Origin of the sequence: Rhizobium sp. NZLR8 (assembly GCF_019685025.1) — a bacterium.
Lineage (GTDB): Bacteria > Pseudomonadota > Alphaproteobacteria > Rhizobiales > Rhizobiaceae > Rhizobium.
This window is the reverse complement of sequence record NZ_JABDVY010000003.1, coordinates 315,606-340,009: the sequence shown is the minus strand read 5'-3', so window position 1 is coordinate 340,009 and position 24,404 is coordinate 315,606. Positions and strand designations below refer to the sequence as shown.

Here is a 24,404-nt window from a genome sequence, read left to right as displayed (position 1 = left end):
TAAAGGCGCAAGATTGACGATTGGTAATCATCGCTCTTTTCCATCGCATGAAACTTTTCCCGGATCGGATTCAACCGGGGGATCACATGCGACCGGGATCAGGCTACGCGCTTAGTAGTCGTCGCTCTTTTCCGGCGGCACGAGGCCTTCAATGCCGGCGAGCAGCTCTTCTTCCGACATCTGGTCGAAAGTGATCGTCTCGGGCACGTCGTCCTGCTCTTCGCTGTCGGCTGCGGCGACACCGCCGGCGGCGATCATGCTGGCCGGATCGGGCTCGGGCTCGTCGACTTCGACATGCTTCTGCAGCGAATGGATCAGATCTTCCTTGAGGTCATCGGGCGAAAGCGTCTCGTCGGCGATTTCGCGCAGGGCGACGACCGGGTTCTTGTCGTTGTCGCGATCGATGGTGATCGAGGCACCCTGGGAAATCAGCCGGGCGCGGTGGCTGGCGAGCAGAACCAGCTCGAAGCGGTTCTCCACCTTGTCGATGCAATCTTCAACTGTGACACGGGCCATTGCCTGTCCTTTACGGTCGTCATTTCGGGATTAGCACGCCGGATACAATTAAAACCGGGCAAATACAAGTTTTTCATTCCGGCTCCCCTCGTCTTTATCCGCGGCCGAGCTAAATTTCCATGGAGAATGTCACAATTCCACCGAAGGTTGCTTGGAATATGCCGAATCGTGCCCTAAATCTTTCATATATGAATAATTGTTAAAATATGGATCAGATCGAAGTCAAAACACAAGTCATTGTTTTTATTGGATTTTGGTCCTGCGGATTTCTATTGCTCTCATTGGATTGGTAAGCGATGTTTGACCCACGCGAGAAAATTGCACTCTTCATTGACGGCGCCAACCTTTACGCTGCATCCAAGAGCCTCGGCTTCGACATAGATTACCGCAAGCTCTTGAAAGCATTCCAGAAACGCGGTTATTTGCTGCGCGCCTACTATTATACGGCTCTGATCGAAGATCAGGAATATTCGTCGATCCGGCCGCTGATCGATTGGCTCGACTATAACGGCTATAAAGTCGTCACCAAGCCTGCCAAGGAATTCACGGATTCCATGGGTCGACGCAAGATCAAGGGCAACATGGACATCGAGCTTGCGATCGACGCCATGGAACAGTCCGAAACTGTCGATCATCTCGTTATCTTCTCGGGCGACGGCGACTTTACCAACCTGGTCGAGGCGTTGCAGCGCAGGGGCCGCAAGGTCTCGGTGATCTCAACCATGGCGACCCAGCCGCCGATGATTGCCGACGACCTGCGTCGCCAAGCCGATCACTTCATCGATCTCCTATCTCTGAAAGCTGAAATTGGTCGCGATCCCGCCGAGCGAGCCCCACGTCAGGTCGAAGTCGCACCGGCGAACGATGTAGAGGATTGATCTCAATCGATCATTTCGAAGCGAGTGGCCGCGAGGGAAAAGGGCGTGGCAGCCCCTCCCCGCACCGCCATGCCTGCACACTCGAGATCAGCGACAGCGGCCGACTGCAGTGTGATCGCCAATCACGGCATAGTGGGCAGCCCAGTGTGGTCAGCCATTGTCCTTCAGAAGGCGGCTCTTCTGCCGGTTCCAATCCCGCTCCTTCTCGGATTCCCGCTTGTCGTGCAATTTCTTGCCCTTAGCGAGCGCCAGCTCCATCTTTGCCCGGCCGCGATCGTTGAAATAGATCTTCAGCGGGATCAGCGTCATGCCTTCGCGGTTGATAGCAGAGCGCAGGCGATGAATTTCACGCCCCGACAGCAGCAGCTTGCGGCGTCGGCGCGGTTCGTGATTGAAGCGGTTCGCCTGCAGATATTCGGGCAAATAGGAATTGATCAGCCAGATCTCGCCGCCCTCATCCGACGCATAGGATTCGGCAATATTGGCCTTTCCTTCGCGTAGCGCCTTGACCTCCGTGCCCATCAGCACGAGGCCGGCCTCGTAGGTATCGATGATCTCGTAGTTGAAGCGGGCCTTGCGGTTTTCGGCCACGACCTTATTCACCACGCGCTGGCTGCCTTTGGGGGCCATGACGATATTCCCTTCAGGGCGCGAAAAGCCGCGCCCTCATTGCTTGCCCTTATGTAGGGGAACGACCCGGCCTTGTGAAGACGGCCGGTCTCTTCAGTTCAGAAGCCCGGCGTGGCGCAGGGCGGCGTCGATCGCCGTTTCCGTTGCCGGTTCCAGCGTCGAAATCAGCGGCGAGCGGACGTTGCGGCTCATACGACCAAGCTTGAAGAGCCCGTATTTGGCGCCGCAAAGACCAGGTTCCAGGAAGATCGCTTTATGCAGCGGCATCAACCGATCCTGATATTCCAGCGCGCTCGAATAGTTGCCTTCCAGCGTCGCCGCCTGGAAATCGGCGCAGAGGCGCGGGGCGACATTGGCCGTTACCGAAATACAGCCGACACCGCCATGGGCGTTGAAGCCGAGCGCCGTCCCATCCTCGCCGGACAACTGCCTGAAATCCGAACCGCAGGTGATGCGCTGCTCGGAGACACGCTCGATCTTGCCCGTCGCATCCTTGACCCCGACGATATTCCTGTGGGCTTTGGCGAGCGCACCCATCGTTTCCGGCGTCATGTCGACCACGGAGCGGCCGGGGATGTTGTAGATATAGATCGGTAGATCGACGGCCTCGGCAATCGCCGAAAAATGCGCGATCAAGCCCTTCTGCGTCGGCTTGTTGTAGTAAGGCGTGACGACCAGAACTGCGTCCGCACCGACCTTTTCGGCATGCTGGGCAAGCTCGATCGCCTCACGTGTATTGTTCGAGCCGGCGCCGGCCATGACGGGGACGCGTTTTGCAGCAACCTCGATGCAGAGTTCCACCACTCGTTTGTGCTCGGCATGCGACAGCGTCGGGGATTCGCCCGTCGTGCCGACAGGAACGAGACCCCGGCTGCCTTCCTTGACCTGCCAGTCGACATGCGCGGCGAAGCTGTCTTCGTCGATCAGTCCGGCATCCGTGAAGGGGGTGACGAGGGCGGGAATGGACCCATTGAACATGCAAAGCTCCTCACGACCAAATCCTTGCTTCGGCCGCATTCCATGAATATTTTGCGCACCATAGAGCGCCGAAATCATCGCGACAAGCGCGTAGAGTTCGGTTTAGGGCAATTCCGATAGCAGATGTGAATGAATTTTACCTGGTACGGTAAGGTTTCGTTAAGATGCCTCTAGCCAAATGGCAGGGCGTGTTTTCGTTGCGAGATCCCGGATGAAGAAAGCTGTCCTGATTCTGTCCGCCTTCGGCTTCATTGCCGCCGCGTGGGGCGGTGTAGCGTCGCCGCTTCCCGGCGAGAGCGCGCCCGTGCCTGCTGTCAAGCCGCTCGGCTTCATTCCTGAGACGGCCATACCGGAATCGATCACAACAGGCGCCATTCCGCGCAATCCGGCAGTCGCGCCAGTCAACAACGATCTGAAAGCCGGCCTCGACGCGCTTTCCGACAAGGACCCGCAGCTAGCGCTGTCGATCCGCGACAGCATGCGCGACGATACGCTCGACCGCCATATCCTCACCTGGGCGATCGCCGTTTCCGGATTGAAGGGCGTTCCCTCCTATGAAATCGCCAGTGCTGCGCAAGAGCTCAAGAGCTGGCCGGGCCTTTCGCGGCTGCGCGCCTATTCCGAACGCGCGCTCTATGATGAAAACCCCGCCCCATCAGCCGTGCTCGCCGCCTTCGGCGATACCGCACCTGAGACGATGCAGGGCGCAGTCATCCTCGGCCGGGCGCTGATTGCAACGGGCAAGCAGGCGCAGGCGGCAAAATATATCCGCAAGGTCTGGCGTGGAGAGGGTCTCGACAAGGCGACCGAGGATAAGATGCTCATCGAGTTTTCGGCGCTGCTGACGCCCGCCGACCACAAGGCGCGGATGGACTATCTGATGTATCGCGGCCGAGTGGCGCAGGCTAAGCGCTTTGGAGACATGGGCCAGGCGCAGTCGCTCTACAAGGCCTGGTCTGCCGTCGACGCCAAGGCTGGCAATGCCGGCGCGCTACTCGATACCGTCGATGCCAGATGGCGCGGCGATGCCGGCTTGCTGTTTGCGCGAATCGAATATCTCCGCAAGCAGGACAAATATGCCGAGGCGGCAGCACTTCTGGAGCAGATGCCGCCCGAGCGCAGCGACCTTGTCAATTCGGGCGAGTGGTGGAACGAGCAGCGTATCGTCAGCCGTGGTCTCGTCGACCAGGGACAGTTCAAGCCGGCCTATCGCATCGTCGCAAATTACGCCGCAACGAGCCCGACGGATATCGTCGAGGCTGAGTTCCATGCCGGATGGTACGCGCTTCGCGGCCTGCAGGATCCGGCAGCCGCGGAACAACACTTCCGCAAGATCCTCCAGACGTCAAACGGGCCGATCTCGGTTTCACGCGCCTGGTATTGGCTGGGACGAGCGGCGGAGGCCGGAGGTCCTGGCAAATCCGGCGAACTCTATGCGAAGGCTGCGACTTTTCCCGGCACTTTCTATGGCCAGCTCGCGGCGGAACGGTTAGGGCGGAAGACGCTGAACGTTACTTATCCCTCGCCGACCGCGGACGACCGGCAACGCTTCCAGGGACGCGAAGCCGTGCAGGCGATCGCCCGGCTGGAGGCGGCAGGCCATGGATGGCGGGCCGACATTCTCTATCTGGCGCTCGCCGATCAACTGCAGAGCCCGGGTGAACTGGCTGTGCTTGCGGCACAGGCTGAGCAATCCGGCGATCACCATCTGTCGCTGCAGATCGGCAAGATCGCCTATGGACGCGGCATCGACGTCGCAGCACTCGCCTTTCCTGTCGGCGTCATCCCGGCTAATGCCAATATCTCCGGCTCCGGCAAGGCACTCGCCTATGCCATCGCCCGGCAGGAAAGCGCCTTCAACCCAGCCGCCGTTTCGGCGGCGAATGCGCGGGGATTGCTGCAGCTTCTGCCGGGGACAGCCCAGGCGGTGGCCAAGCGCCATAACATCGCCTACTCGAAAGACAAGCTGACGGCCGATGCCGGTTACAACGCCACACTCGGCGCGCATTACCTTGGCGAGCAGATCGACGCCTTCGGCGGCTCCTACATTCTCACCTTCATCGCCTACAATGCCGGACCGAAGCGGGTACCTGAATGGATCGGCCGCTATGGCGATCCGCGCGGCAAGTCGATCGACGAGATCGTCGACTGGATCGAGCGCATCCCCTTCCCCGAAACGCGCAACTACGTCCAGCGGGTCATGGAGAATTACGAGGTCTACAAGGCCCGTCTCGGCCAGCCGACCGATATCGAGCGCGACCTGATCGGCGGACGCAGCGCCTCCTGAAGCCGTTTGGCGCGGCAGGCTACATCTGCGGGATCAACAACTCTCGAGGGATACGATGCCGGATACGGATGCAAGCGGTTTCCAGGAACGATTTTACGCGTCTTCGGATGGGCTGAAGCTTTATGCCCGCGACTATCGGCCGGGCGAGGCGGCAACCGCGGGACGACTGCCGGTCGTCTGCCTGCCCGGCCTGACCCGCAATACGCGGGATTTTCATCCGCTTGCGCTGCTTCTCTCCGGGGACATGACAGAACCGCGCCGGGTCATCGCGCTCGATTCGCGCGGGCGGGGAAACTCGGCCTGGGATGAGAACAAGGCGAACTACAATCTCACGATGGAGGCCGGCGACGTCGTTGCCACCTGCGCGGCACTCGGAATCGAGAGGGCGATCTTCATCGGCACGTCTCGGGGCGGGCTGATCCTGCACCTGATCGCGGCGACACGGCCGGATCTTCTCGAAGCCGTCATCCTCAACGATATCGGGCCTGTCGTCGAGGCCGAAGGGCTGGCGCGGATCCGCGATTATCTCAACGGCGGCAGAAGGCCAGAAGACTGGAACGCCGCGGCCGATATATTGAAGGAAAATCATGGCGCGTCGTTCACCGCGCTTGAAAACGACGACTGGCGCGAGATGGCACGTGCCATTTATCGCGACATCGGCGGAGGGCCGGTCGCCGATTTCGATCCGGCGATCGCCGAGGCACTGAAATCGGTCGATCTCAGCCAGCCGCTACCGGATCTCTGGGAGCAATTCGAAAGCCTGAGCCGATTTCCGCTCCTGCTGATCCGTGGCGAAAATACATCTCTGCTCTCAAAGGAGACCGCTGATGAAATGGGGCGGCGGCACTCAAGGTTGATCTTTCACGCTGTCGAAGGGCAAGGACATGCACCCCTCCTGCATCTCAGCAGTATTCCCGCAGCTATTCGAGCTTTTCTCGCCACCTGCGGATAGCCTGATTGACGCCGGACATCCGCAGCTATCCCTGCCATTTATCGGAATACAAAAAGCCCGGCTCGAGAGCCGGGCTTTCCTGATTGACCGAAATCAGATCAGATTAGAACGAACGCTGCAGACGGAAGTAGCCCGTCGTGGAGTCGTCAGCATCTTCCGGATCGAGGTACTGAACCGAAGCCTTGGCGTAGAAGTTGTCGACGATCTGGTAATCAACCGTCAGACCGACCTTCCAGGCGTCGCCGTCGGCGAAGTCGCTACCGTCAATGCCGTAGTTGCTGTAGTACTGAACACCAGGGGTGATCTTGAGCTTGTCAGTTGCCTTGATAGCGTATTCGGCAGCAACAGCCCATTCAGCCGCGTTGTAGTAGGCATTCGGGTTGGTGGCGTAGACGGCTGCGAGGCCGAGCGTGCCGGGACCGATTTCAACCGTACCCATTGCGCGGACGGCGCCTTCTTCATTGTCGGTGTCATAGCCGGCAGTGATCTGGTAGCTGAATGCACCAGCCTTACCGCCGAGACCGACTGCAACGCCGACGTTGTTGGCGGTTTCGCCATCATAGAACGGGCTGTCTTCCAGCTCGTCGACGCTGATGCCAGCATAGAAGTCGCCGGTTTCGTACTGATAACGGATGGAGTTATGCAGCGTAACCGGAGAGCCGATATCGTCGGTTTCGCCGGAGAGGCCATCGTCCCACCAGCTGTAGAACAGACCGGCGCGGAAGCCGGCGATGTCGAGGTAAGCGGAGTCGAGCTTGGCTTCCTGATCGGTGGCGTTGTCAGCATTGAACTGCATGACGATGACGCCGGTCAGCGGACCATACTCGGTATCGCTCTTGGCGGTAAACTGAACCTGACCGCGGGTAACGGCATCCCAATCGGAGTCGTTAGGATGAGCTAGCGAACCGCCAACCTGATCGCCAACGTTGACCTGGAAACGAATGTAGCCTTCGATCTTGAGGCAGGTTTCGGTGCCCGGGATGTAGAAGTAGCCGGTGCCGTAAGCGTCGCAGACGCGAACGTATTCAACCGGTTCCGGCTCAGCAGCAACGATAGCGTCAGCAGCCTGAGCACCGGAAACTACTGCGAGAGCAGCAGCGGAGCCGAGAAGAAGGCTCTTGATGTTCATAAATGACCTCCAATTCAAAGTTTCGATCGGGTTTGGGATCTTTCGCTGAGCAGCGTTCCCTGCCCCATCCCCGTGTTTGAAGAAGTGGACGATCAGTCGCCCTTGCTTCCGACGCTGAAAATACAAGACGGAAGCCGTCACGCAATCACCAACTTACTCGGACGGGGGTTTTGGGGGAGCCTTCCCGACATTCTGTTGCTGAAAGGACACAAGTCGGGCCACCGGCCGCGATTTCCTTTATGCTTTGTTAAGAAAACCCTGATTTTGCGGCGGCTTAGGTCGGATCAACAATGAACTGGACATGGGCTGCGCAACATATCTGGGACGCTTTTTTGACGAAATCCGGATGCCGAAGGAGATATCGCCACTGCGGCAAGCGTAACCGGACATGCACAGAACCGGTTTCGCCGCTTGCCGGGGCATGGGAGCGGGCGGTGATTCCCGCCGGCGATTCTCTCGCCCAGGGCGGAGCGATTTTTCTCATCGCGCCGCCGCGAGACATAATCACCTAAGCGAAGGGGTTCTCTGCCGGACGGTAAGAATCGATTTGAGCTGGGAAAAATCAAAATGGCGGAGAAGATGGGATTCGAACCCACGATACGCTTTTGACGTATACTCCCTTAGCAGGGGAGCGCCTTCGACCAACTCGGCCACCTCTCCGGTGCGGCCTAACTATGGTGACCGGTCTGTGAATGCAAGGGTTTTTTCAGGTTTCACCAGAAGAAATGCAGTGGCCGGCATTTCGACCGGTTGCTTAAACAGACCGCATTTCCTGGGCTGATCCGCGGAATTTGATCGCGCTTCGTTCTCTTTAGCGAAGAAGCTGAGCTTTGCTGCCCGGCGTTCGATATGATTGGCGAGCCGAGCACGGCGTTTCCGCTGGCTGTGATTCGTTGCGACGATCGGTCTTGGGCTCAGCCAAGCAGGCGCTTGAGGTCGGCGGAGGGGTCGGCGAGAATCGACCTGTCGGGGTTGGTCCCGGATTCCAGCAGCTTTTTGCCGGTCACATAGGCTTTGGCGTCGTTGATGGCATCGACGGCAATCAGCAGGCCTTGCCTGAAGTACCAGATCGAATGGGCGCCTTCGCGGGCGCCGGGGCGCAGCAGCGTTTCGTCATAACCGAGATTGAAGCCGGCGATCTGCAGCTTGACATCATACTGGTCGGACCAGAACCACGGCTTCGGATCATATGGCTCGCTGCCACCGGCAATGACGGCGGCCGCCGCTTCGGCCTGGTCAACGGCGTTCTGCACCGATTCGAGCCTGATGCGGCCACCCTGCCAGGGAAGAGCTGCGCAATCGCCGGCGGCAAAGATCGCCGGATCGGAGGTGCGAGCGAATTCGTCGACGACAATGCCGTTGGCGACTTCGAGGCCGGCTTCCTTGGCGAGCTGGTCATTCGGCACGACGCCGATGCCGACGACGGCAAAGTCGATGTCGATAACCGATACGTCGGACAGGGCGGCGCCAGTGACGCGGCCATCCCTGCCGACCAGATGCTTGAGCCCGGTTTTTTCGCGGATCACCACGTCATGGGTCTCATGGATCCCGCGCATGATGTCGGCGGTCTCCTTCGCGGCGACGCGCTGGAGGATGCGGTCAGCCATCTCTATGACGGTGACCTCAAGGCCGCGGTGGCGGGCGACGGCTGCCGCCTCGAGGCCGATATAACCGCCGCCGATGATGAGGACGCGGCGACCGGGGCGCATCTCGTCGGCGAGCAGATCGGCATCGCGCTTGTCGCGGGCGACATAGACGCCTTCGAGATCGCCGCCGATTGCGGCCGGCAGCCGGCGCGGCGTCGAGCCGGTGGCGAGCGCCAGCGTGCCGTAATCGAGAACAGAGCCATCCTGCAGCAGAACCTGTTTGCTGTCCGGCTTGATTTGCTCGGCCCAGGTCGAAAGGCGAAGATCGACGTTATTGTCGGCATACCAGTGGTCGGCGCGGAACAGCAGGCGGTCGAAGGTCATTTCGCCCAGCAGGTATTTCTTCGAAAGCGGCGGGCGCTGATAAGGCGCCACGTCTTCGGCGCCGATAAGGGTGATCGGGCGCGCGTCCTTCAAGGCACGCAGCTTGGCCGCCAATGCGAAGCCGGCTTGTCCCGCGCCGATGATCACCAGTCTATCCGTCACGATCTCACTCCCGAAAATGCGCCGACAACCGCGCCAAGGCCTATTCCCTGCTCTGCGCGCCGTCAACGGAAAGCGGCTTCTTACCTTCAGCCGATCTCGATCCAGCGACGCTCGTGGAAGGACTGTGCCATGGCATGCACCGACTTCTCTATCCTGAGACCGTCTTTAAATGTCACGATCGACGACGGCTCGCCCGATATCGCCCGGATCAGCTCGCGGCATTCGATAATCTTCAGATCATTGAAGCCTAGGCCGTGGCCGGGCGCCGGGATGAACCGATCATAGGGCCGATGGGCTGGTGCCGCCAGTATCTTGCGGAAACCCTGTTCGGAGCCGCGACCCTCGGCCTGATAGAGTTCGAATTCGTTCATCCGCTCCTGGTCGTAGACGATCGAGCCTTTCGAACCATAAATCTGCAGGGCGATGCGGCCCTTGCGGCCCCAGGCGGCGCGATTCGCCATCAAGACAGCGGAGATGCCGCCGCCAAGCCGCATCAGCACGTTGGCGGCATCGTGGTTTTCGACGGCGCGACGGCCACCGTCGCTGAGCGGTCGGTCTGCATAGGGCTTCACCATGTCGGTTATGACGGCCTCGACATGGCCGAAGAGGTACCAGAGCAGCGACAGCGGGTGCACGGCGAAATCGTCGAGCGCGCCGTAGCCGGCGGAAAGCTCGCTCTTCCAATAAAAGAAGACATCGGGATCGGCCATGAAATCCTCGTCCATCTCGACGCGGATATGGTTGACCGTGCCGATGGCACCCTCACCAACAAGCATCTTGATGTGCCGCATGACGGGATTCTGGATGTAATTATAGCCAAGGGCGGCAACCTTGCCGGAACGCTCCGCCGTTTCCAGCATGCGCTCGGCATCGGTATAGGCGGGCGCCATCGGCTTTTCGCACCAGACGTGCTTGCCGGCCTCGAGGGCTGCAATCGCCATCTCGGCGTGGAACTGATTGGGCGTGGTGACCGAGACGACGTCGACCTCGGGGTCGGCGATCAGTTCCCGCCAGTCGGCCGTCGCCTTCTCGAATCCGAATTCACCGGCCCGCGTCTGCGCCAGCCCGGCATTGGCTTCGGCCAGATGCACGAGACGCGGACGCTCGACATCGCCGAACACCGTCTTCACCGCATTCCACGCCAACGCATGGCATTTGCCCATGTAGCCGGTGCCGATCAAACCGATGCCAAGTGACTTCATTTCCGTCTCCTCCAAAGCTGCGCGCAGATTTTTGGAATATTTGGATCATTTTGACAAGAGAGTTGTCCGCAGGCATTTTCGCGTTTTTCCCGAAAAATTGTTCAAAACCCTTCAATTACAGAGGATTAAAAACAATTAGGCGTGTGATTTGAAATCGTCTATGCTCAATAATATGGAATATTTGTTTCATCTCGCGGGCAGCAAGCATGGATAACGATCCCCAGAGGCAGGCGCGTGTGCCGCGCGATTTCGAAAGCCTGCGCAGCACCATCATCGAGCGCAAGGCGAACATGCCGAAGCGGCTGGCGCAGGTCGCCGCTTTCGCGCTCGGCAACCCCGACGAGATCGCTTTCGGCACGACGGCAAGCATTGCAGCCGCCTCCGACGTCCAGCCCTCGACGCTGGTGCGCCTGGCGCATCATCTGGGCTACGAAGGCTTTTCCGACCTGCAGAGCATCTTCCGCGAAAGGCTGCGCGACCGAACCCTGAGCTATGAAGAGCGGCTCGTCACGCTGGAGCAAACGAGCGGCGACGACGAGGATGCCAATCTGCTTTCCGGTTTCATTGCCGCGGCCAGCCAGTCGGTCAACCGGTTGGCGGCGACGGTGCAGAGCGATACGTTCACGAAAGCGGTGAGTATCCTTGCCGCCGCCGAAACGATCTATCTGATCGCCAAACGGCGTTCTTACCCGCTGACGGCGCACATGACCTACGCATTTTCCAAGCTCAACATCCGCCACCAGATCGTCGCCTCGCCGAACGGCGTCGACCCCGAAATGGTGCAGTTCGCAACACCGAAGGATGCAGCGATCGCCGCGAGCTTCTCGCCCTATGCGGCCGACAGCCTCAGCCAGAGCCAGGAGCTTGCCGACCGCGGCGTCCCCGTCATCGCGATCACCGATTCGGCGTTCTCGCCGCTTGCCGCCTGCGCCACGCACTGGTTCGAGGTGGCGGAAGCCGATTTCGCCGGCTTCCGCTCGCTTTCGGCCTCGATGGCGCTCACCATGGCGCTTCCGGTGGCGATCGCCGAACGGCGCCGCAAGCTTCAGCATCCAAAAGCTGGAAAAGCGAAAATGGAATAAACATTCCGAATTGACAAAATAACGGAACCGATGTTTCATTATTGAAAATTCGCAGGCACTGGAAGCCGCGCAAAATCTAGCGGGAGGACATCATGGTACAATCGAATCCGAGCTCACAGCCGGAGCCGGCGCTTGATGTAATCACTATCGGCCGCTCCTCGGTCGATCTTTACGGCCAGCAGATCGGTTCGCGGCTGGAGGACATTGCCTCCTTCGCCAAGTCCGTCGGCGGCTGCCCGGCCAATATCGCCATCGGCACGGCGCGGCTCGGCCTCAAATCCGGTCTCATCACCCGCGTCGGCGACGAGCAGATGGGACGCTTCATCCGCGAGCAGTCGGCGCGCGAAGGTGTGGCAACAGACGGTATCGTCACCGACAAGGAGCGGCTGACGGCGCTGGTGCTGCTTGCGGTCGAGGCCGAGGGGGTGTCGCCGATGATCTTCTATCGGTCCGACTGCGCCGACATGGCGCTCGATGAAGGCGATATCGATGAGAATTTTATCAAATCGTCGCGCGCCGTTCTCGTTTCCGGCACGCATTTCTCGAGGCCGAATACCGAGGCCGCGCAACGCAAGGCGATTCGCATCGCCAAGGCGAACGGCCGCAAGGTGATCTTCGACATCGACTACCGGCCGAACCTCTGGGGCCTTGCCGGCCATGCGGAAGGCTTCGAGCGCTACGTGAAATCCGACCGGGTGTCCTCGAAGATGAAGGAGACGCTGCCGGATTGCGACCTCATCATCGGCACCGAAGAGGAAATCCTGATCGCTTCCGGCGCCGACGACGTGCTCGGCGCGCTGAAGGAGATTCGTCGCCTGTCGCCGGCGACGATCGTGCTCAAGCGCGGCGCCATGGGCTGCATCGTCTATGACGGGCCGATCGCCGACGATCTTGAAGCCGGCATCGTCGGCCAGGGTTTTCCGATCGAAGTCTTCAACGTGCTCGGCGCCGGCGATGCTTTCATGTCCGGCTTCCTGCGCGGCTTCCTGCGTGACGAGCCGCTGAAGACCTGCGCCACCTGGGCCAATGCCTGCGGCGCCTTTGCCGTCTCCCGCCTGCTCTGCTCGCCGGAATATCCGACCTGGGCGGAACTTGACTTCTTTTTGACGAGCGGAAGCAAACACCGTGCGCTGCGCAAGGACGAGGCGATCAACCATATCCACTGGGCATCGACCCGGCGCGGCGAAATCCCGCTGCTGATGGCGCTGGCGATCGATCATCGTTCACAACTCGTCAGCGTTGCCGATGAACTCGGCGTCGGCCACGAAAAGATCGTCGCCTTCAAGCGGCTGGCGGTCGCCGCAGCGTCGCGGGTTTCGAATGGCCGCGACGGCTACGGCATGCTGATCGACGAACGTTTCGGCCGTGACGCCTTCTTCGATGCGGCGGCGAAGAATTTTTCCTGGATCGGCCGGCCGGTGGAATTGCCGGGCTCGAAGCCGCTGCGTTTCGAATTCAGCCAGGATATCGGCTCGCAGCTTGTGGAATGGCCGCTTGGCCATTGCATCAAGTGCCTGTGCTTCTATCATCCCGATGATCCGGCCGAATTGAAGACCGAGCAGCAGGAGAAGCTGCGCACGCTGTTCGAGGCGGCCCGCAAGGTCGGGCGCGAACTGCTGGTGGAGATCATTGCCGGCAAGAACGGACCGCTGACGGACGATACGATCGCAACCGCGCTGGAGGAGCTCTATGCACTCGGCATCAAGCCTGACTGGTGGAAGCTCGAGCCGCAGGCATCGAGCAAAGCCTGGAAGAAGATCGATGCGGTGATCGCCAAAAATGATCCCCTGTGCCGCGGTATCGTACTGCTCGGGCTCGAGGCGCCCGCCGACGAGCTGATTTCCTGCTTCGAGGCGACGCTGGCTGCTCCTTCGGTGAAGGGCTTTGCCGTCGGCCGGACGATCTTTGCCGATGCGGCGCGCGCCTGGCTTTCGGGCGCAATGAACGACGAGGAAGCGATCAGCGATATGGCCGGCCGCTTCCGGCAACTGACAGAGGCGTGGCTGAAGACGCGCGAGCGTCAGTAGGAAAATTAAGACCCCTCCCCAACCCCTCCCCACAAGGGGGAGGGACTTAACTTGAGGCATCGCCTCACGCCATGAGCGAGCATCCCGAGGATGAAACGTTGCGGCGCGAAGCAGAGAGCCCGGCAGATTGGCCCCTCCCCCTTGTGGGGACGGGTTGGGGAGGGGAAGATAGATAGAGAGTTCAAAGTTCGGGAGGCCCCGATGGGCAAGACGATACGGTTGACGATGGCGCAGGCCGTCGCACATTTCCTCAAAAAGCAGATGACTGTTGTCGACGGCAAAAAGGTGCCGATCTTCGGCGGCGTCTGGGCGATCTTCGGCCACGGCAACGTCGCCGGCATGGGCGAGGCGCTCTATCAGGTGCGCGGAGAGTTGACGACCTATCGCGCCCACAACGAGCAGGGCATGGCGCATGCGGCGATCGCCTATGCCAAGGCGAATTTTCGCACGCGCTTCATGGCCTGCACCACCTCGATCGGCCCCGGCGCGCTGAACATGGTGACGGCCGCCGGCGTCGCGCATGTCAATCGTATTCCGGTTCTCTTCCTGCCGGGCGATGTCTTCGCCAACCGCGCGCCGGATCCGGTGCTGCAGCAGATCGAGGATTTCGGCGACGGCACGGTTTCGGCCAATGATGCCTTCCGTCCGGTTTCGCGCTATTTCGACCGCATCACCCGGCCCGAGCAGATCATTTCGGCGCTGAAGCGCGCCATGCAAGTGCTCACGGATCCGCTGGATTGCGGCCCGGTGACCTTGTCGCTCTGCCAGGACGTCCAGGCGGAAGCCTACGATTACCCGGAAAGCCTGTTCGATGAAAAAGTCTGGACGACCCGCCGGCCACAACCGGATGCCGACGAGCTGGCGAATGCCATCGCGCTGATCAAGGCCTCGCAGAAGCCGGTGATCGTTGCCGGCGGCGGCGTGCTTTATTCGCAGGCGACGAAGGAGCTTGCCGCCTTTGCCGCGGCCCACGCCATTCCGGTTGTCGTCACCCAGGCCGGCAAATCGTCGATCAACGAGACCCATCCGCTGGCGCTTGGCTCGGTCGGCGTCACGGGCACGTCGGCGGCGAATGCGATTGCCGAAGAGACGGATCTCGTTATCGCCGTCGGCACCCGCTGCCAGGATTTCACCACCGGCTCCTGGGCGCTGTTCAAGAACGACAGCCTCAGGATGATCGGTCTCAATATCGCCGCCTATGATGCGGTGAAGCATGACAGCCATCCGCTGGTGGCCGATGCCCGCGAAGGGCTGAAGGCGCTTTCGGCGGGGCTTTCCGGCTGGAAGGCGCCGGCGGCACTGGCCGAAAAGGCGGCTGCGGAGAAGAAGGCCTGGATGGAGGCCGCCGCCAAAGCGTTGGCGACGACCAATGCCGCCCTGCCCTCCGACGCCCAGGTGATCGGCGCGGTGGCGCGCACGATCGGCGGCGAGAATACGACGGTACTTTGCGCTGCGGGCGGCCTTCCCGGCGAGTTGCACAAACTCTGGCCGGCGACAGCGCCGGGCAGCTATCATATGGAATATGGCTTTTCCTGCATGGGTTACGAAATTGCCGGCGGGCTCGGCGCCAAGATGGCGCATCCCGAACGGGATGTCGTCGTCATGGTCGGCGACGGTTCCTACATGATGATGAACTCCGAGATCGCGACCTCGGTCATGCTCGGCCTCAAGCTGAACATCGTCGTGCTCGACAATCGCGGCTATGGCTGCATCAACCGCTTGCAGATGGGCACCGGCGGCGCCAACTTCAACAATCTGCTCAAGGACTCCTATCACGAGGTGATGCCGGAGATCGATTTCCGCGCGCATGCCGAAAGCATGGGCGCCATTGCCGTCAAGGTCGGCTCGATCACCGAGCTGGAGCAGGCGATCGCCGGTTCGAAGAAGAACGATCGCACTTCGGTCTTCCTCATCGACACCGATCCGCTTGTTACCACCGAGGCCGGCGGCCACTGGTGGGATGTCGCGGTGCCGGAGGTCAGCCCCCGCGAACAGGTCAACGAGGCGCGCAAGGGCTATGTCGAGGCACGCGCCGCCCAGCGCATCGGCTAATCTACTGCTGTCATTTTTCGGAGGAGCGGAGCCGCTCTTCCGCAGTGCTTTTGAGGAGAATGTGATGAAGGCCAAACTCGGCATGTCGCCCATCGCGTGGTGGAACGACGATCTTCCTGAACTCAGCGACGACGTATCGCTGGAGGAATGCCTTCGGCAATCGCGCAGCGCCGGTTTTACCGGCATGGAGCAAGGCCGTCGTTTCCCCAGCAATCCCCAGGATATGCTGCCCATCCTGCGCGCCGCCGACGTGACGCTGTGCGGCGGCTGGTTCTCGGGCACGCTGGTCAATGAGGAGCTTACCGCCAACAAAGACCGCATCGCTCCGATGATCGAGCTGTTCAAGGCGGTCAATGCGCCCTGCATCGTTTATGGCGAGGTCGGCCGCTCGATCCAGGGCGACCGGTCCAAGCCGCTCGCGACCAAGCCGCGCCTTTCCGACGACGAGATGAAGGCCTATGCCCGCCGCGTCACCGAGTTCGGGGAATGGTGCGCCGAACAGGGCATGCCGCTCTCCTATCACCATCATATGGCCGCCGTCGTCGAAACCGAGCCGGAACTCGACGCCTTCATGCGCTCTTCGGGCGCAGGCATTCCGCTGCTGCTCGATGCCGGCCATCTCGCCTTTGCCGGCGGTGACGTGCTGCGCGCCATCGGCAACCACCACGCCCGCATCAACCATGTTCACGTCAAGGACATCCGCAAGCCTGTCGTCGACGGGCTCGACCGCAGCCGGCAATCCTTCCTCGACGCAGTGGCGCTCGGCGCCTTCACGGTGCCGGGTGACGGCTCGCTCGATTTCGGCGCCATCGTCCAGCGGCTGGCCGATCACGGCTATGAAGGCTGGTTCGTTGTCGAGGCAGAACAGGATCCACGCAAGTCACCTCCGCAGAAGATGGCCGAGATCGGCCATACGGAATTGATGCGGGTCATGACCGCCGCGGGTTATACAGTCGAGACCGAAGGGTTTCCGAAGGGATAACTGAAAGGTCCTGCCGAACTGCTGGAGCAAGAGGCCCCCTCATCCGCCCTCCGGGCACCTTCTCCCCCAAGGGAGAAGGGGAAAAGAGACGGCGCGGCATATCCCTTCTCCCCTCGGGGAGAAGGTGGCGGCAGCCGGATGAGGGGACCGCACCGCCAACTTACGAGGAGAAATCACCATGCCAAACCTCAAGGTCAAACCATCGGGCACACATGGCCGGGTCACGCATGTCACCCCTGAGAATGCCGGCTGGACCTATGTCGGCTTCGACCTGCATCGGATGAAGCCGGGCGAGACCGTTTCCGGAGAGACGGGCGATCGGGAAGTCTGCCTGGTCTGGGTGACCGGCAAGGGCAAGGCATCGGCGGGAACCGAAGATTTCGGCATGCTCGGCGGCCGCATGAACCCGTTCGAAGGCGCACCGCATGCGCTCTACATCCCGATGGAATCGACGTGGTCGGTGACGGCGGAAACCGATCTGGAGCTCGCCGTCTGCTCGGCGCCCGGCGGTGGCACCTATCCGGCGAAGGAAATCCCGCCGGGCACGCATGCGCAGGCGACGCGCGGCAAGGGCACGAATGTGCGCTACGTCAACAATATCATGCCGGAAGACGACAGCTCGGCGCATTCGCTGCTTGTGGTCGAGGTGATTACGCCCGGCGGCCATACCTCGTCCTATCCGCCGCACAAGCACGACCAGGACGACCTGCCGAACGAAAGCTTGCTGGAAGAAACCTATTACCATCGCCTCAACCCGCCGCAGGGCTTCGGTTTCCAGCGCGTCTACACAGACGATCGCTCGCTTGACGAAGCGATGGCGATCGAGGACGGCGACGTGACACTGGTGCCGAAGGGCTATCACCCCTGCGCCGCCTGCCATGGCTACGATCTTTATTACCTCAACGTCATGGCCGGGCCGACGCGGACCTGGAAATTCCACAACGCCGTCGAGCACGAGTGGCTGGTCAAGGCGTGAGGACTGCGTCAGATCGCTAAATAATCTGACAGCGGCAAGCTGCCGTTGATGGTTCACTGCCTCCATCCAAACACGGATGGAGGACACCATGCACAGCTCGAATGTCACAATCTCGGCCCGGAATATTCGCTCTTCGCGTCATTTCCGTCCCGGCCTGCTTCTTGCCATCGTCGCGGCAGCACGCTGGCTGGCGCGCAAGATAGGCGAACGGCGCAACAGTAATGCGCTAATGGAACTTTCCGACGATCAGTTGAAAGATATCGGTCTCTCCAGGGGGCAGACAGAAAGCGACGTTCACGTCTATAGTCGCTACTAAAATACAGGCGTCAGTTGTGATACTGTGCCTCGGGCCGCCTCGTCGGCGGCCTGTCCTGACCCGGAACATCAAATGTCGCAGTTTTCAACAGCACCGCTCCTGCAAACGAAGATGATCACCATTCGTGACATCGTCTGCAATGGTGAGTGCCGCCATAAGAGCGACGAAGAATGCGCCCACGCAACAAGCCTCGTCTATCCCTATCGCGGCGTCTTCATGCGGCATGTCGGCCGCAATGACACGGTGGCCGAAGCCAATCAGCTGTTGTTCTTCAATGCCGGCCAGGGATATCGGATCAGCCATCCGATCGAAGGTGGCGACGCCTGCATCGATCTGGCAATCGACGAAACCATGCTCGAAGAACTCGCGCCGAAAGATCAGGTGCAGCCCGGCCCTGCTTTTTCCTTCCGCCGCCAGCGCCGACGGATCGATCCGCGCGCACAGGCGCTGGTCGCCCTCCTGCGTCACGGTTTGAGCCGCAATGTCGCCGAAACGCTGGAGGCAGAAACACTCGCACTGACGCTGGTCCGCCGCTCGCTCGGCGAGCGCACATCGCATGCGCCGGGCGCCAGCGCCGGCCGGCAGAAACTCGTCGACCGGGCAAAGCTGGTGCTTTCCTCCGATCTCGCGCGGCGCTGGACGCTCGGCGAAATCGCCGTCGAAGTGGGCGTCTCGCCGGTTTATCTCACCCAGGTCTTCCAACAGGTCGAGGCGACACCGCTCTATCGCTATCAGCTGCGGCTGAGACTTGCCCGCGCGCTCGATCTACTCGGAGAGTACGACGATCTGACCGCGCTCGGGCTCGATCTCGGCTTTTCCAGCCACAGCCATTTCAGCGCTTCCTTCAAACAATCCTTCGGGCAGACCCCGGCCGAATTCCAGCGCGCGACGCAGCTGCGCCGGAGGTGATGGTCCAGGTCGATCGCTAAAGATTTCGACAGCGGCGTTGCGGTCTTCGATGATCTTATCAGCCCGTCCCGATCCGTGGACGATCAACCGGAGGATCACCAGGTGAAGAAGACAACCTGTGCCGCCTGCGACTGCGAACTCGGCGCCGAGACCATCACCGTCAAGCTCGGCGGCAAGACGGTCGAGGTCTGCTGCCAGGAATGCGCCGAGGCGCTGAACGAGGCGGAAGCGGCGACATCGGCGGCTCCGACAGGCAAGGAGTAGACGGCATCAGGCAAGAGCCGCGCTCCGCAGCGCGGCTCTTGCGATTCAGGCCTGCAGGAGGCCGTAACGCCAGCCGCGGCGTTTTGCATTCTGTGACAGGACAAGGAAGGCGAGGATAAACATGCCTGCCTCGGCAAAGACCGGCACCATCCAGATCCCCTGCTCGCCGAAGATAAAGGGCAGCAGGAAAGTGAGCGGCAGGGTCAGCAGGTAGGGCCGCGACAGGCCGAAGATCGCCGCGCGCGGCGCATCGCCGATCGACTGGAAATAGGAAGACAGAATCAGCATCTGCCCGAAAAGAAAATAGGCGCCGATCGTCCAGGGCAGAATTCGCCTGACCTCGGCGACAATGGCGGGATCGGCGACGAAGACGGCGCCGAGGCGGCCAGCCAGCAACTCGACGGTGATCTCCACCAGGCTGCAATAGACGAGCGCTGCGAGCATGGCGATCTGCAGGCTTTGGCCGACGCGAAGCTTGAGACCAGCACCATGATTGTTGCCGGCGATCGTCTGCAGGGCAATGCTGAGGCCGAGCAGCGGCAGATAGGTGAAGGTCATGATCCGGGTGATGATGCCGTAGGCGGCGATCGTCGCGACGTGGTCATGCGAGTTCCAGAGCGAGATATTGATCAGAATGGCTGCCGAGGCCAGCGATATGCCGATGAAGCCGAGGCTCATCGGCGCGCCGAAGGCGACGATGCCGCGCCACTCGGTCAATGCGGTTTCCAAAGAAGGCCTGAGGGCCGCCGGCCGGCGCCGGCGATAGGCGAGCACGGCTGCGAGACAGACGAATTGCGATGTGATGGAGCCGATCGCCGAACCGAGCACGCCCCAATGCATCACCGCCATGAACAGCCAGTTGGCGAGGATGTTCAGCAGCGAGGCCGACAGCGTCACCAGCGTCATGAAACCGATCTTGCCTTCGCAGCGCAATCCGTCGAGATGCAGCGACAGGAAGAAGCTGACCGGCGCAAAGGCGATCATTGTGCCCATGAACAGCATGGCGCCCTCAGCCACCGCGGCGTTGCCGGCAGCACCGGCATCGATGATCTGCCGGCCCGCGGTCCAGTAGACCGCGTTGAGCATCAGGATGACGGCGAGCGCCAGCGTATGGGCGCCTGTGAATACTCGGCGCGCGCCTTGGCGATCGCCGGCGCCGAGCCGGCGGGCAAGGATGCTGGCCATGCCGTTCGAGACCAGTGATTGCAAGGCGACGAGCAGCATCAGCCCCGGGAAAATCAGGCTGACGGCAGAAAGCGCGTCAGGGCCGACATAGGCGCCGAGGAAGTAGGCATCGACGACGGTGAACAGGCCGTTGACGGTGGTGATCGCGACGATCGGCGCCGCCGTTTTGATGAAGACGGCCGGCAGCCAGCCGGTGAGAAAGGCGTTGCCTTGGGAAAGAGCGGTCATGGAGAAATCCGTGCGATAGGAGGCAAGGCCCGAGCCGGCTAAATCATCCGGATCTGGACGGCCTCAAAAGAAAGAAAGCAATCTAGAGATCAAGCACCAGATGCGGCACGCCGTTCGAGGTCTTCCGCGGCGAGACGCCGTCGGCATCGATCTGCGCGTTCACGCGCCGGCGAAAGGCCGAAAAGCTCTCGAAGGTGACGACATCAACCGGCTCGTCGAAATGGATGGTGATCCTGTGGAGATCGCCGCCCGGCAAGGCCGAAAGCGCCAGAATCTCGCCGGTAAACGGCTGATTGAGATAGCGGCCGCGAATATGGGCGCCGACGAAGAGCTGTGTCTTCGGGCTGGTATTGGGCTTTGCCGCAAGGGCTGCGAGCGTGTTCCAATCGCGTGCGCCGTGCTGGCGGGCAATCATTTCGAGGGCTGCACTGTGGGTCAGTGCGGTGCCGCGATCGTTCATCGCCTGGCGCAATCGCTTGGCCTGGGCCTTCAATTCTTCAATGGCAGGATAGGTCGCCGTCATGGAGTGAGCCTTCGCAAGGCATGCTCTTCGACTGTGAATGGGAGCTCGCATTGCCGCCAGTCAGCATGCACAAGGGGCCGTGACCATGATCGCGAGGACTTCACCATGGATTTTCATCCGCGAGCGGCCGGTGCCTCGAACCGGCCTCTGTATGCGCGAACGCCGCCGACATGTCAAGAATGGCGCATGCGCACTTGATAATGAGCAAATTTGGGAATGAGCAAATTTGGGGCAAATCTGCTCGAAATCGGTGCGATTTCCCCGCAAGTTCCACATAAACATTCAATCTTATCGATGTTGTTCAGCAGCTGTCAGCATTCTTCAACTAATATCCTGTGGTAGAACAAGCGGAGGCTGAAAGGGCCTTTCAGATGCACCTCGACACAGAACACCCCAAGCCGGAACGTGCTTACAGGGAATTCAATCTCGACAGGCCCGGCAACATCATCTTCGTCGGCCATCACCTCAGCACCGGAACGCAGGTGCGCTGCCTGATCCGCACGATCACGCTTGCCGGCGCATTGCTCGAAGTCAGCCCGAACCTGGAAATGCCGAGCCATTTCTTCCTCGAAATCCTCGGCATCCATGACGAGATCGGCGCAACCATGGTCAAGCGCGAAGGCGAATGGGTGACGGTCAGCTTCAACATGCTGCTCAATCCGGAATTTCTGCACCACGTGCTACGACTGAGCTTCGAAACCTGAGGCTTGCGATCGGTAGATCATTGCGGCGCGGCATTTTTGTTTCGACGTCCCGCCTTGCGGCCAGACGAGCAATGATCGGAACGACCCAGAGACTCCCGTGCCACTCCGGTCGATCGAGCGGGTCGGCAAAAGCATCGCGGCGGATCCGGCGATTGCGGATTTCAATTTCCCTGAAGAGAACTACCCAGTTGAGAAGCATTGCTTCATCCTCCATCTATTGGCTGGAGCACTTGAGCTAGGGCTTCACGCCGCTCCGATGTAGAGGCGCTGGGGAAAGGGGGTTTTCATCCATGAAAGATGCGAGCTGGGACGACCTGCAACTTTTCTTCCATGTCGCGACCGGCGGCGGGCTCTCGGCCGCAGCCGCGCGCACCGGGCTCAGCGCGCCGACGATCGGCAGGCGGATGCTGGCGCTTGAACGAGTGACGGGCAGATCGCTGTTCAGCCGCGGCCCCACCGGTTATCTGCTCGCGAGGGACGGGCAGGAATTGCTCGGCCGCGTCCGGCTGATGCAGGATGCGGCGCGTGCGATCTCCGACTGGCGCGGCGAGGTTCTGACACTGCCGATCGTCTCGACGGCCGCCGACAGCTGGACATCGCGCTTCATCGCCGATCATCTGGCCAGCGTCTGGACGCCGAAGGACAGCTTCCGCATGTGCTACAAGACCTGCGATACGAGTGTCGATTTCACCTACCGCGAGGCACATATCGCAGTTGGCCACAGCCGGCCGGACAGCGGTAACGTCGCGATCCGCCGCTCGGTCAAGGTGGCGCATGCGGTTTACCAGGCGGCAGATTATGACGAGGCCAACTGCAACTGGATCTCGCTCGGCACCGATACCGCCGTCACGCCGGCGGACAAATGGACCTTCGAACAGCCGGATTACTGGATCACCAGCTGGACCAACACGCCGCATATGCTGTTTTACCTGATCCGTGGGAGTGCCGGGCGCGGCGTGCTCCCCTGTTTCATCGGCGACCGGGAACGCCACCTTGTCCGCGCCGGGCCTCTCATCGACGAACTGACCTATGAAATGTGGATCGTTGCGCATGACGACGAGCGGCAACGGCCGGAGGTCAGGATCGTCATCGACCGCCTGGCGGCACTCTTTGCCGATCATGAAGACCTGTTTGCCGGGCAGAGGCCGTCGACATGACACGAAAACGCGGGCCTCTCGACCCGCGCCCCCATCATTCAATGTGTACAGCGTCCTTAACGCGCCGGAATCGACGCGCGGCGCTGTCGATAGGCTTCTGTCGGTTCAGGCGGCGAGATGGCGCTCGATCTCATCGACCGGCATATTCGTATAGTCCTTCGCCACTTCCGCGGTGATCACAGCCTGCGTATCGGCGCTGAGCGCCGGCCGCAATGTGCCGAGCGCTTTTGGCGGTGCGACGATAACGATGCGGCGGGCACTCTTTTCCTGCACCAGTTCGTCAAGCTTTTCCGCCACCTGTTTCAGGAATTCGGCTTCGGCCTGATCCTGCCAGCTGGTCTCCTCGACAGCGCTGCCGCTGAAGCCATTTGCTGCATGGGTTCGGCCGGGCTTATCGGCGCCAATCTCGCGATCCGGCGCGCTCGGCTGCGTCAGGGTTTCCAGCACCTTCAGGTTCATCAGTTGGGCATCGCCCGCGTTCTGCATGATCAGAGCCTTGGCTCCGTCACAGACCACAACCCATGATTCCAAAGGGATTTTAACGTTGGCCATTTTCAACTCCTCGCTGTCGTCATTCGAAGCGCGCCCTGCGTCATCGATCAAGGCAGAACGCCCGGCAGTTGAAAGAGTTCGGGAAAATTGCACCGAAATCGAACGGGCGGCAATCCGGTCGGCCTTTGCTGCGTAGAAAAGGCAGGTTCGGGAGATTGACGATGAAGACATCACTGTTGGCCTATGCCGGCACCTTTCTCACCCTGCTCGTCTGCGACGGGATATGGCTTGGCCTCATCGCCCGCAACTTTTATCGCGACCAGTTGGGGGCGCTCATGCTGCCTTCCCCCAATCTAGCGGTCGCCGCATTGTTCTACCTGTTCTTCGCCGCCGCAGTGGTCGTGCTTGCAGTGCTGCCCGCGCTGCCGGCAGGCTCGATCGCCACAGCGTTTCTTCACGGCGCCATTCTAGGATTGGCGGCCTATGGCACCTATGACGTCACCAATCTTGCCACACTCCGCAACTGGCCACTCGCCATGAGCCTTGTCGACATGGCGTGGGGCACGTTGCTGACGGCGCTGACCGCCGGCGGCGGATATCTCGCCGTCAGAATTCTTGCCTGAAACGATACCAAGGAGTGAAAGCCCGCGTCCCGATAATGGACATGACGGCGTCCCGCATAGGAACAAAGTTTGAACTCGTTAAAATTGTAATTTTATATTTGACGAATGTGCAAAACATTCATGTGACCTTGGTTGGGAGCAAGACCAGATTGCTCGGGATGAAGACCAGCTTGCTCGATC

The 24,404-nt window shown here is 60.8% G+C and carries 24 protein-coding genes and 1 tRNA gene; 14 read left to right on the top strand and 11 right to left on the bottom strand.

Translation table 11 applies throughout. From position 1 onward, the window contains the following. Positions 1–111 precede the first annotated feature (111 nt). The gene (rpoZ, locus tag HJB89_RS09125) at positions 112–516 is read right to left on the bottom strand and encodes a DNA-directed RNA polymerase subunit omega (RefSeq protein ID WP_003558080.1); all 405 of its coding nucleotides are present in this window, start codon (positions 514–516) and stop codon (positions 112–114) included. Positions 517–812: 296 nt separating this feature from the next. Here rpoZ and HJB89_RS09120 point away from each other — a divergent pair, with 296 nt between their 5' ends. Further along, the gene (locus tag HJB89_RS09120) at positions 813–1,394 is read left to right on the top strand and encodes an NYN domain-containing protein (protein ID WP_207583609.1); all 582 of its coding nucleotides are present in this window, start codon (positions 813–815) and stop codon (positions 1,392–1,394) included. Positions 1,395–1,544: 150 nt separating this feature from the next. Here the strand turns inward: HJB89_RS09120 and smpB are convergent, their stop codons facing one another. Together smpB and dapA are read right to left on the bottom strand one after the other, a co-directional pair. Then, complete coding sequence (gene smpB / locus HJB89_RS09115; RefSeq protein WP_164008587.1) at positions 1,545–2,024, bottom strand: SsrA-binding protein SmpB; 480 nt, start codon at positions 2,022–2,024, stop codon at positions 1,545–1,547. Between the two features lie 93 nt (positions 2,025–2,117). Further along, on the bottom strand, positions 2,118–3,002 hold the full coding sequence (dapA, locus tag HJB89_RS09110) for a 4-hydroxy-tetrahydrodipicolinate synthase (RefSeq protein ID WP_221131483.1): 885 nt from the start codon (positions 3,000–3,002) through the stop codon (positions 2,118–2,120). A gap of 211 nt (positions 3,003–3,213) precedes the next feature. Here dapA and HJB89_RS09105 point away from each other — a divergent pair, with 211 nt between their 5' ends. Beyond that, entirely contained in the window at positions 3,214–5,289 is a 2,076-nt protein-coding gene (locus HJB89_RS09105; protein ID WP_221149621.1) for a lytic transglycosylase domain-containing protein, read from the top strand. Between the two features lie 55 nt (positions 5,290–5,344). Continuing rightward, the gene (locus HJB89_RS09100; RefSeq protein ID WP_221149619.1) at positions 5,345–6,241 is read left to right on the top strand and encodes an alpha/beta fold hydrolase; all 897 of its coding nucleotides are present in this window, start codon (positions 5,345–5,347) and stop codon (positions 6,239–6,241) included. A gap of 103 nt (positions 6,242–6,344) precedes the next feature. On the opposite strand, the gene HJB89_RS09095 is transcribed toward HJB89_RS09100, so the two are convergent. The 4 genes from HJB89_RS09095 to HJB89_RS09080 all read right to left on the bottom strand — a co-directional run bounded on the left by HJB89_RS09095 (position 6,345) and on the right by HJB89_RS09080 (position 10,704). Further along, complete coding sequence (locus HJB89_RS09095; RefSeq protein ID WP_221131480.1) at positions 6,345–7,370, bottom strand: porin; 1,026 nt, start codon at positions 7,368–7,370, stop codon at positions 6,345–6,347. Between the two features lie 568 nt (positions 7,371–7,938). Further along, positions 7,939–8,030, bottom strand: a tRNA-Ser gene (locus HJB89_RS09090). A 254-nt stretch (positions 8,031–8,284) separates the two neighbouring features. Continuing rightward, positions 8,285–9,502, bottom strand: a complete 1,218-nt coding sequence (locus tag HJB89_RS09085) for an FAD-dependent oxidoreductase (protein WP_221149618.1) — start codon at positions 9,500–9,502, stop codon at positions 8,285–8,287. 86 nt (positions 9,503–9,588) lie between these two features. Then, on the bottom strand, positions 9,589–10,704 hold the full coding sequence (locus HJB89_RS09080) for a Gfo/Idh/MocA family protein (RefSeq protein WP_221115296.1): 1,116 nt from the start codon (positions 10,702–10,704) through the stop codon (positions 9,589–9,591). A 206-nt stretch (positions 10,705–10,910) separates the two neighbouring features. Between HJB89_RS09080 and HJB89_RS09075 the strand changes: the two genes are divergently transcribed. The 8 genes from HJB89_RS09075 (at position 10,911) to HJB89_RS09040 (ending at position 19,312) form a co-directional block, all read left to right on the top strand. Continuing rightward, a complete protein-coding gene (locus tag HJB89_RS09075) occupies positions 10,911–11,786 on the top strand; it encodes a MurR/RpiR family transcriptional regulator (RefSeq protein ID WP_221115297.1) in 876 nt (291 codons plus the stop codon). A gap of 92 nt (positions 11,787–11,878) precedes the next feature. Next, positions 11,879–13,813, top strand: a complete 1,935-nt coding sequence (gene iolC, locus HJB89_RS09070; RefSeq protein WP_221131478.1) for a bifunctional 5-dehydro-2-deoxygluconokinase/5-dehydro-2-deoxyphosphogluconate aldolase — start codon at positions 11,879–11,881, stop codon at positions 13,811–13,813. A gap of 201 nt (positions 13,814–14,014) precedes the next feature. Beyond that, positions 14,015–15,865, top strand: a complete 1,851-nt coding sequence (gene iolD / locus HJB89_RS09065) for a 3D-(3,5/4)-trihydroxycyclohexane-1,2-dione acylhydrolase (decyclizing) (RefSeq protein ID WP_221131477.1) — start codon at positions 14,015–14,017, stop codon at positions 15,863–15,865. A gap of 64 nt (positions 15,866–15,929) precedes the next feature. Then, positions 15,930–16,847, top strand: coding sequence for a myo-inosose-2 dehydratase (iolE, locus tag HJB89_RS09060; protein WP_221131476.1), 918 nt, complete (start codon positions 15,930–15,932; stop codon positions 16,845–16,847). Between the two features lie 178 nt (positions 16,848–17,025). Next, a complete protein-coding gene (iolB, locus tag HJB89_RS09055) occupies positions 17,026–17,823 on the top strand; it encodes a 5-deoxy-glucuronate isomerase (RefSeq protein WP_221149617.1) in 798 nt (265 codons plus the stop codon). 88 nt (positions 17,824–17,911) lie between these two features. After that, the gene (locus HJB89_RS09050) at positions 17,912–18,139 is read left to right on the top strand and encodes a DUF1127 domain-containing protein (RefSeq protein WP_221149616.1); all 228 of its coding nucleotides are present in this window, start codon (positions 17,912–17,914) and stop codon (positions 18,137–18,139) included. Between the two features lie 72 nt (positions 18,140–18,211). Then, positions 18,212–19,048, top strand: coding sequence for a helix-turn-helix transcriptional regulator (locus HJB89_RS09045; protein WP_207583596.1), 837 nt, complete (start codon positions 18,212–18,214; stop codon positions 19,046–19,048). Positions 19,049–19,150: 102 nt separating this feature from the next. Continuing rightward, positions 19,151–19,312, top strand: coding sequence for a hypothetical protein (locus HJB89_RS09040; RefSeq protein WP_007626555.1), 162 nt, complete (start codon positions 19,151–19,153; stop codon positions 19,310–19,312). Between the two features lie 45 nt (positions 19,313–19,357). Here HJB89_RS09040 and HJB89_RS09035 read toward each other — a convergent pair whose 3' ends face one another. Together HJB89_RS09035 and HJB89_RS09030 are read right to left on the bottom strand one after the other, a co-directional pair. Then, positions 19,358–20,725 carry an MATE family efflux transporter gene (locus HJB89_RS09035; RefSeq protein WP_221149615.1) on the bottom strand — a complete coding sequence of 456 codons (1,368 nt, stop codon included), beginning with the start codon at positions 20,723–20,725 and terminating at the stop codon, positions 19,358–19,360. A gap of 82 nt (positions 20,726–20,807) precedes the next feature. Next, positions 20,808–21,248, bottom strand: a complete 441-nt coding sequence (locus HJB89_RS09030; protein WP_221149614.1) for a glyoxalase superfamily protein — start codon at positions 21,246–21,248, stop codon at positions 20,808–20,810. A gap of 371 nt (positions 21,249–21,619) precedes the next feature. On the opposite strand from HJB89_RS09030, the gene HJB89_RS09025 reads away from it, so the two are divergent. After that, a complete protein-coding gene (locus HJB89_RS09025) occupies positions 21,620–21,952 on the top strand; it encodes a hypothetical protein (protein ID WP_049733849.1) in 333 nt (110 codons plus the stop codon). Here the strand turns inward: HJB89_RS09025 and HJB89_RS33175 are convergent. Beyond that, positions 21,903–22,151: a hypothetical protein gene (locus tag HJB89_RS33175; protein ID WP_259669579.1), complete on the bottom strand. Its 249-nt coding sequence runs from the start codon at positions 22,149–22,151 to the stop codon at positions 21,903–21,905. The two genes, HJB89_RS09025 and HJB89_RS33175, sit on opposite strands and share 50 nt — an antisense overlap. 91 nt (positions 22,152–22,242) lie before the next feature. Between HJB89_RS33175 and HJB89_RS09020 the strand changes: the two genes are divergently transcribed. Beyond that, positions 22,243–23,109 carry a LysR family transcriptional regulator gene (locus HJB89_RS09020; protein ID WP_221149613.1) on the top strand — a complete coding sequence of 289 codons (867 nt, stop codon included), beginning with the start codon at positions 22,243–22,245 and terminating at the stop codon, positions 23,107–23,109. Positions 23,110–23,214: 105 nt separating this feature from the next. On the opposite strand, the gene HJB89_RS09015 is transcribed toward HJB89_RS09020, so the two are convergent. Further along, entirely contained in the window at positions 23,215–23,661 is a 447-nt protein-coding gene (locus HJB89_RS09015; RefSeq protein ID WP_207583591.1) for a host attachment protein, read from the bottom strand. Between the two features lie 161 nt (positions 23,662–23,822). Between HJB89_RS09015 and HJB89_RS09010 the strand changes: the two genes are divergently transcribed. Then, positions 23,823–24,224 carry a DUF2177 family protein gene (locus HJB89_RS09010; RefSeq protein WP_221149612.1) on the top strand — a complete coding sequence of 134 codons (402 nt, stop codon included), beginning with the start codon at positions 23,823–23,825 and terminating at the stop codon, positions 24,222–24,224. The last annotated feature ends 180 nt before the right edge of the window (positions 24,225–24,404 follow it).

Bases quoted from the DNA above. Each gene is read 5' to 3' on its own strand.
- rpoZ (WP_003558080.1), bottom strand. From the start codon at position 516: ATGGCCCGTGTCACAGTTGAAGATTGCATCGACAAGGTGGAGAACCGC.
- HJB89_RS09120 (WP_207583609.1), top strand. From the start codon at position 813: ATGTTTGACCCACGCGAGAAAATTGCACTCTTCATTGACGGCGCCAAC.
- smpB (WP_164008587.1), bottom strand. From the start codon at position 2,024: ATGGCCCCCAAAGGCAGCCAGCGCGTGGTGAATAAGGTCGTGGCCGAA.
- dapA (WP_221131483.1), bottom strand. From the start codon at position 3,002: ATGTTCAATGGGTCCATTCCCGCCCTCGTCACCCCCTTCACGGATGCC.
- HJB89_RS09105 (WP_221149621.1), top strand. From the start codon at position 3,214: ATGAAGAAAGCTGTCCTGATTCTGTCCGCCTTCGGCTTCATTGCCGCC.
- HJB89_RS09100 (WP_221149619.1), top strand. From the start codon at position 5,345: ATGCCGGATACGGATGCAAGCGGTTTCCAGGAACGATTTTACGCGTCT.
- HJB89_RS09095 (WP_221131480.1), bottom strand. From the start codon at position 7,370: ATGAACATCAAGAGCCTTCTTCTCGGCTCCGCTGCTGCTCTCGCAGTA.
- HJB89_RS09080 (WP_221115296.1), bottom strand. From the start codon at position 10,704: ATGAAGTCACTTGGCATCGGTTTGATCGGCACCGGCTACATGGGCAAA.
- HJB89_RS09075 (WP_221115297.1), top strand. From the start codon at position 10,911: ATGGATAACGATCCCCAGAGGCAGGCGCGTGTGCCGCGCGATTTCGAA.
- iolC (WP_221131478.1), top strand. From the start codon at position 11,879: ATGGTACAATCGAATCCGAGCTCACAGCCGGAGCCGGCGCTTGATGTA.
- iolD (WP_221131477.1), top strand. From the start codon at position 14,015: ATGGGCAAGACGATACGGTTGACGATGGCGCAGGCCGTCGCACATTTC.
- iolE (WP_221131476.1), top strand. From the start codon at position 15,930: ATGAAGGCCAAACTCGGCATGTCGCCCATCGCGTGGTGGAACGACGAT.
- iolB (WP_221149617.1), top strand. From the start codon at position 17,026: ATGCCAAACCTCAAGGTCAAACCATCGGGCACACATGGCCGGGTCACG.
- HJB89_RS09050 (WP_221149616.1), top strand. From the start codon at position 17,912: ATGCACAGCTCGAATGTCACAATCTCGGCCCGGAATATTCGCTCTTCG.
- HJB89_RS09045 (WP_207583596.1), top strand. From the start codon at position 18,212: ATGTCGCAGTTTTCAACAGCACCGCTCCTGCAAACGAAGATGATCACC.
- HJB89_RS09035 (WP_221149615.1), bottom strand. From the start codon at position 20,725: ATGACCGCTCTTTCCCAAGGCAACGCCTTTCTCACCGGCTGGCTGCCG.
- HJB89_RS09030 (WP_221149614.1), bottom strand. From the start codon at position 21,248: ATGACGGCGACCTATCCTGCCATTGAAGAATTGAAGGCCCAGGCCAAG.
- HJB89_RS09025 (WP_049733849.1), top strand. From the start codon at position 21,620: ATGCACCTCGACACAGAACACCCCAAGCCGGAACGTGCTTACAGGGAA.
- HJB89_RS33175 (WP_259669579.1), bottom strand. From the start codon at position 22,151: ATGCTTCTCAACTGGGTAGTTCTCTTCAGGGAAATTGAAATCCGCAAT.
- HJB89_RS09020 (WP_221149613.1), top strand. From the start codon at position 22,243: ATGAAAGATGCGAGCTGGGACGACCTGCAACTTTTCTTCCATGTCGCG.
- HJB89_RS09015 (WP_207583591.1), bottom strand. From the start codon at position 23,661: ATGGCCAACGTTAAAATCCCTTTGGAATCATGGGTTGTGGTCTGTGAC.
- HJB89_RS09010 (WP_221149612.1), top strand. From the start codon at position 23,823: ATGAAGACATCACTGTTGGCCTATGCCGGCACCTTTCTCACCCTGCTC.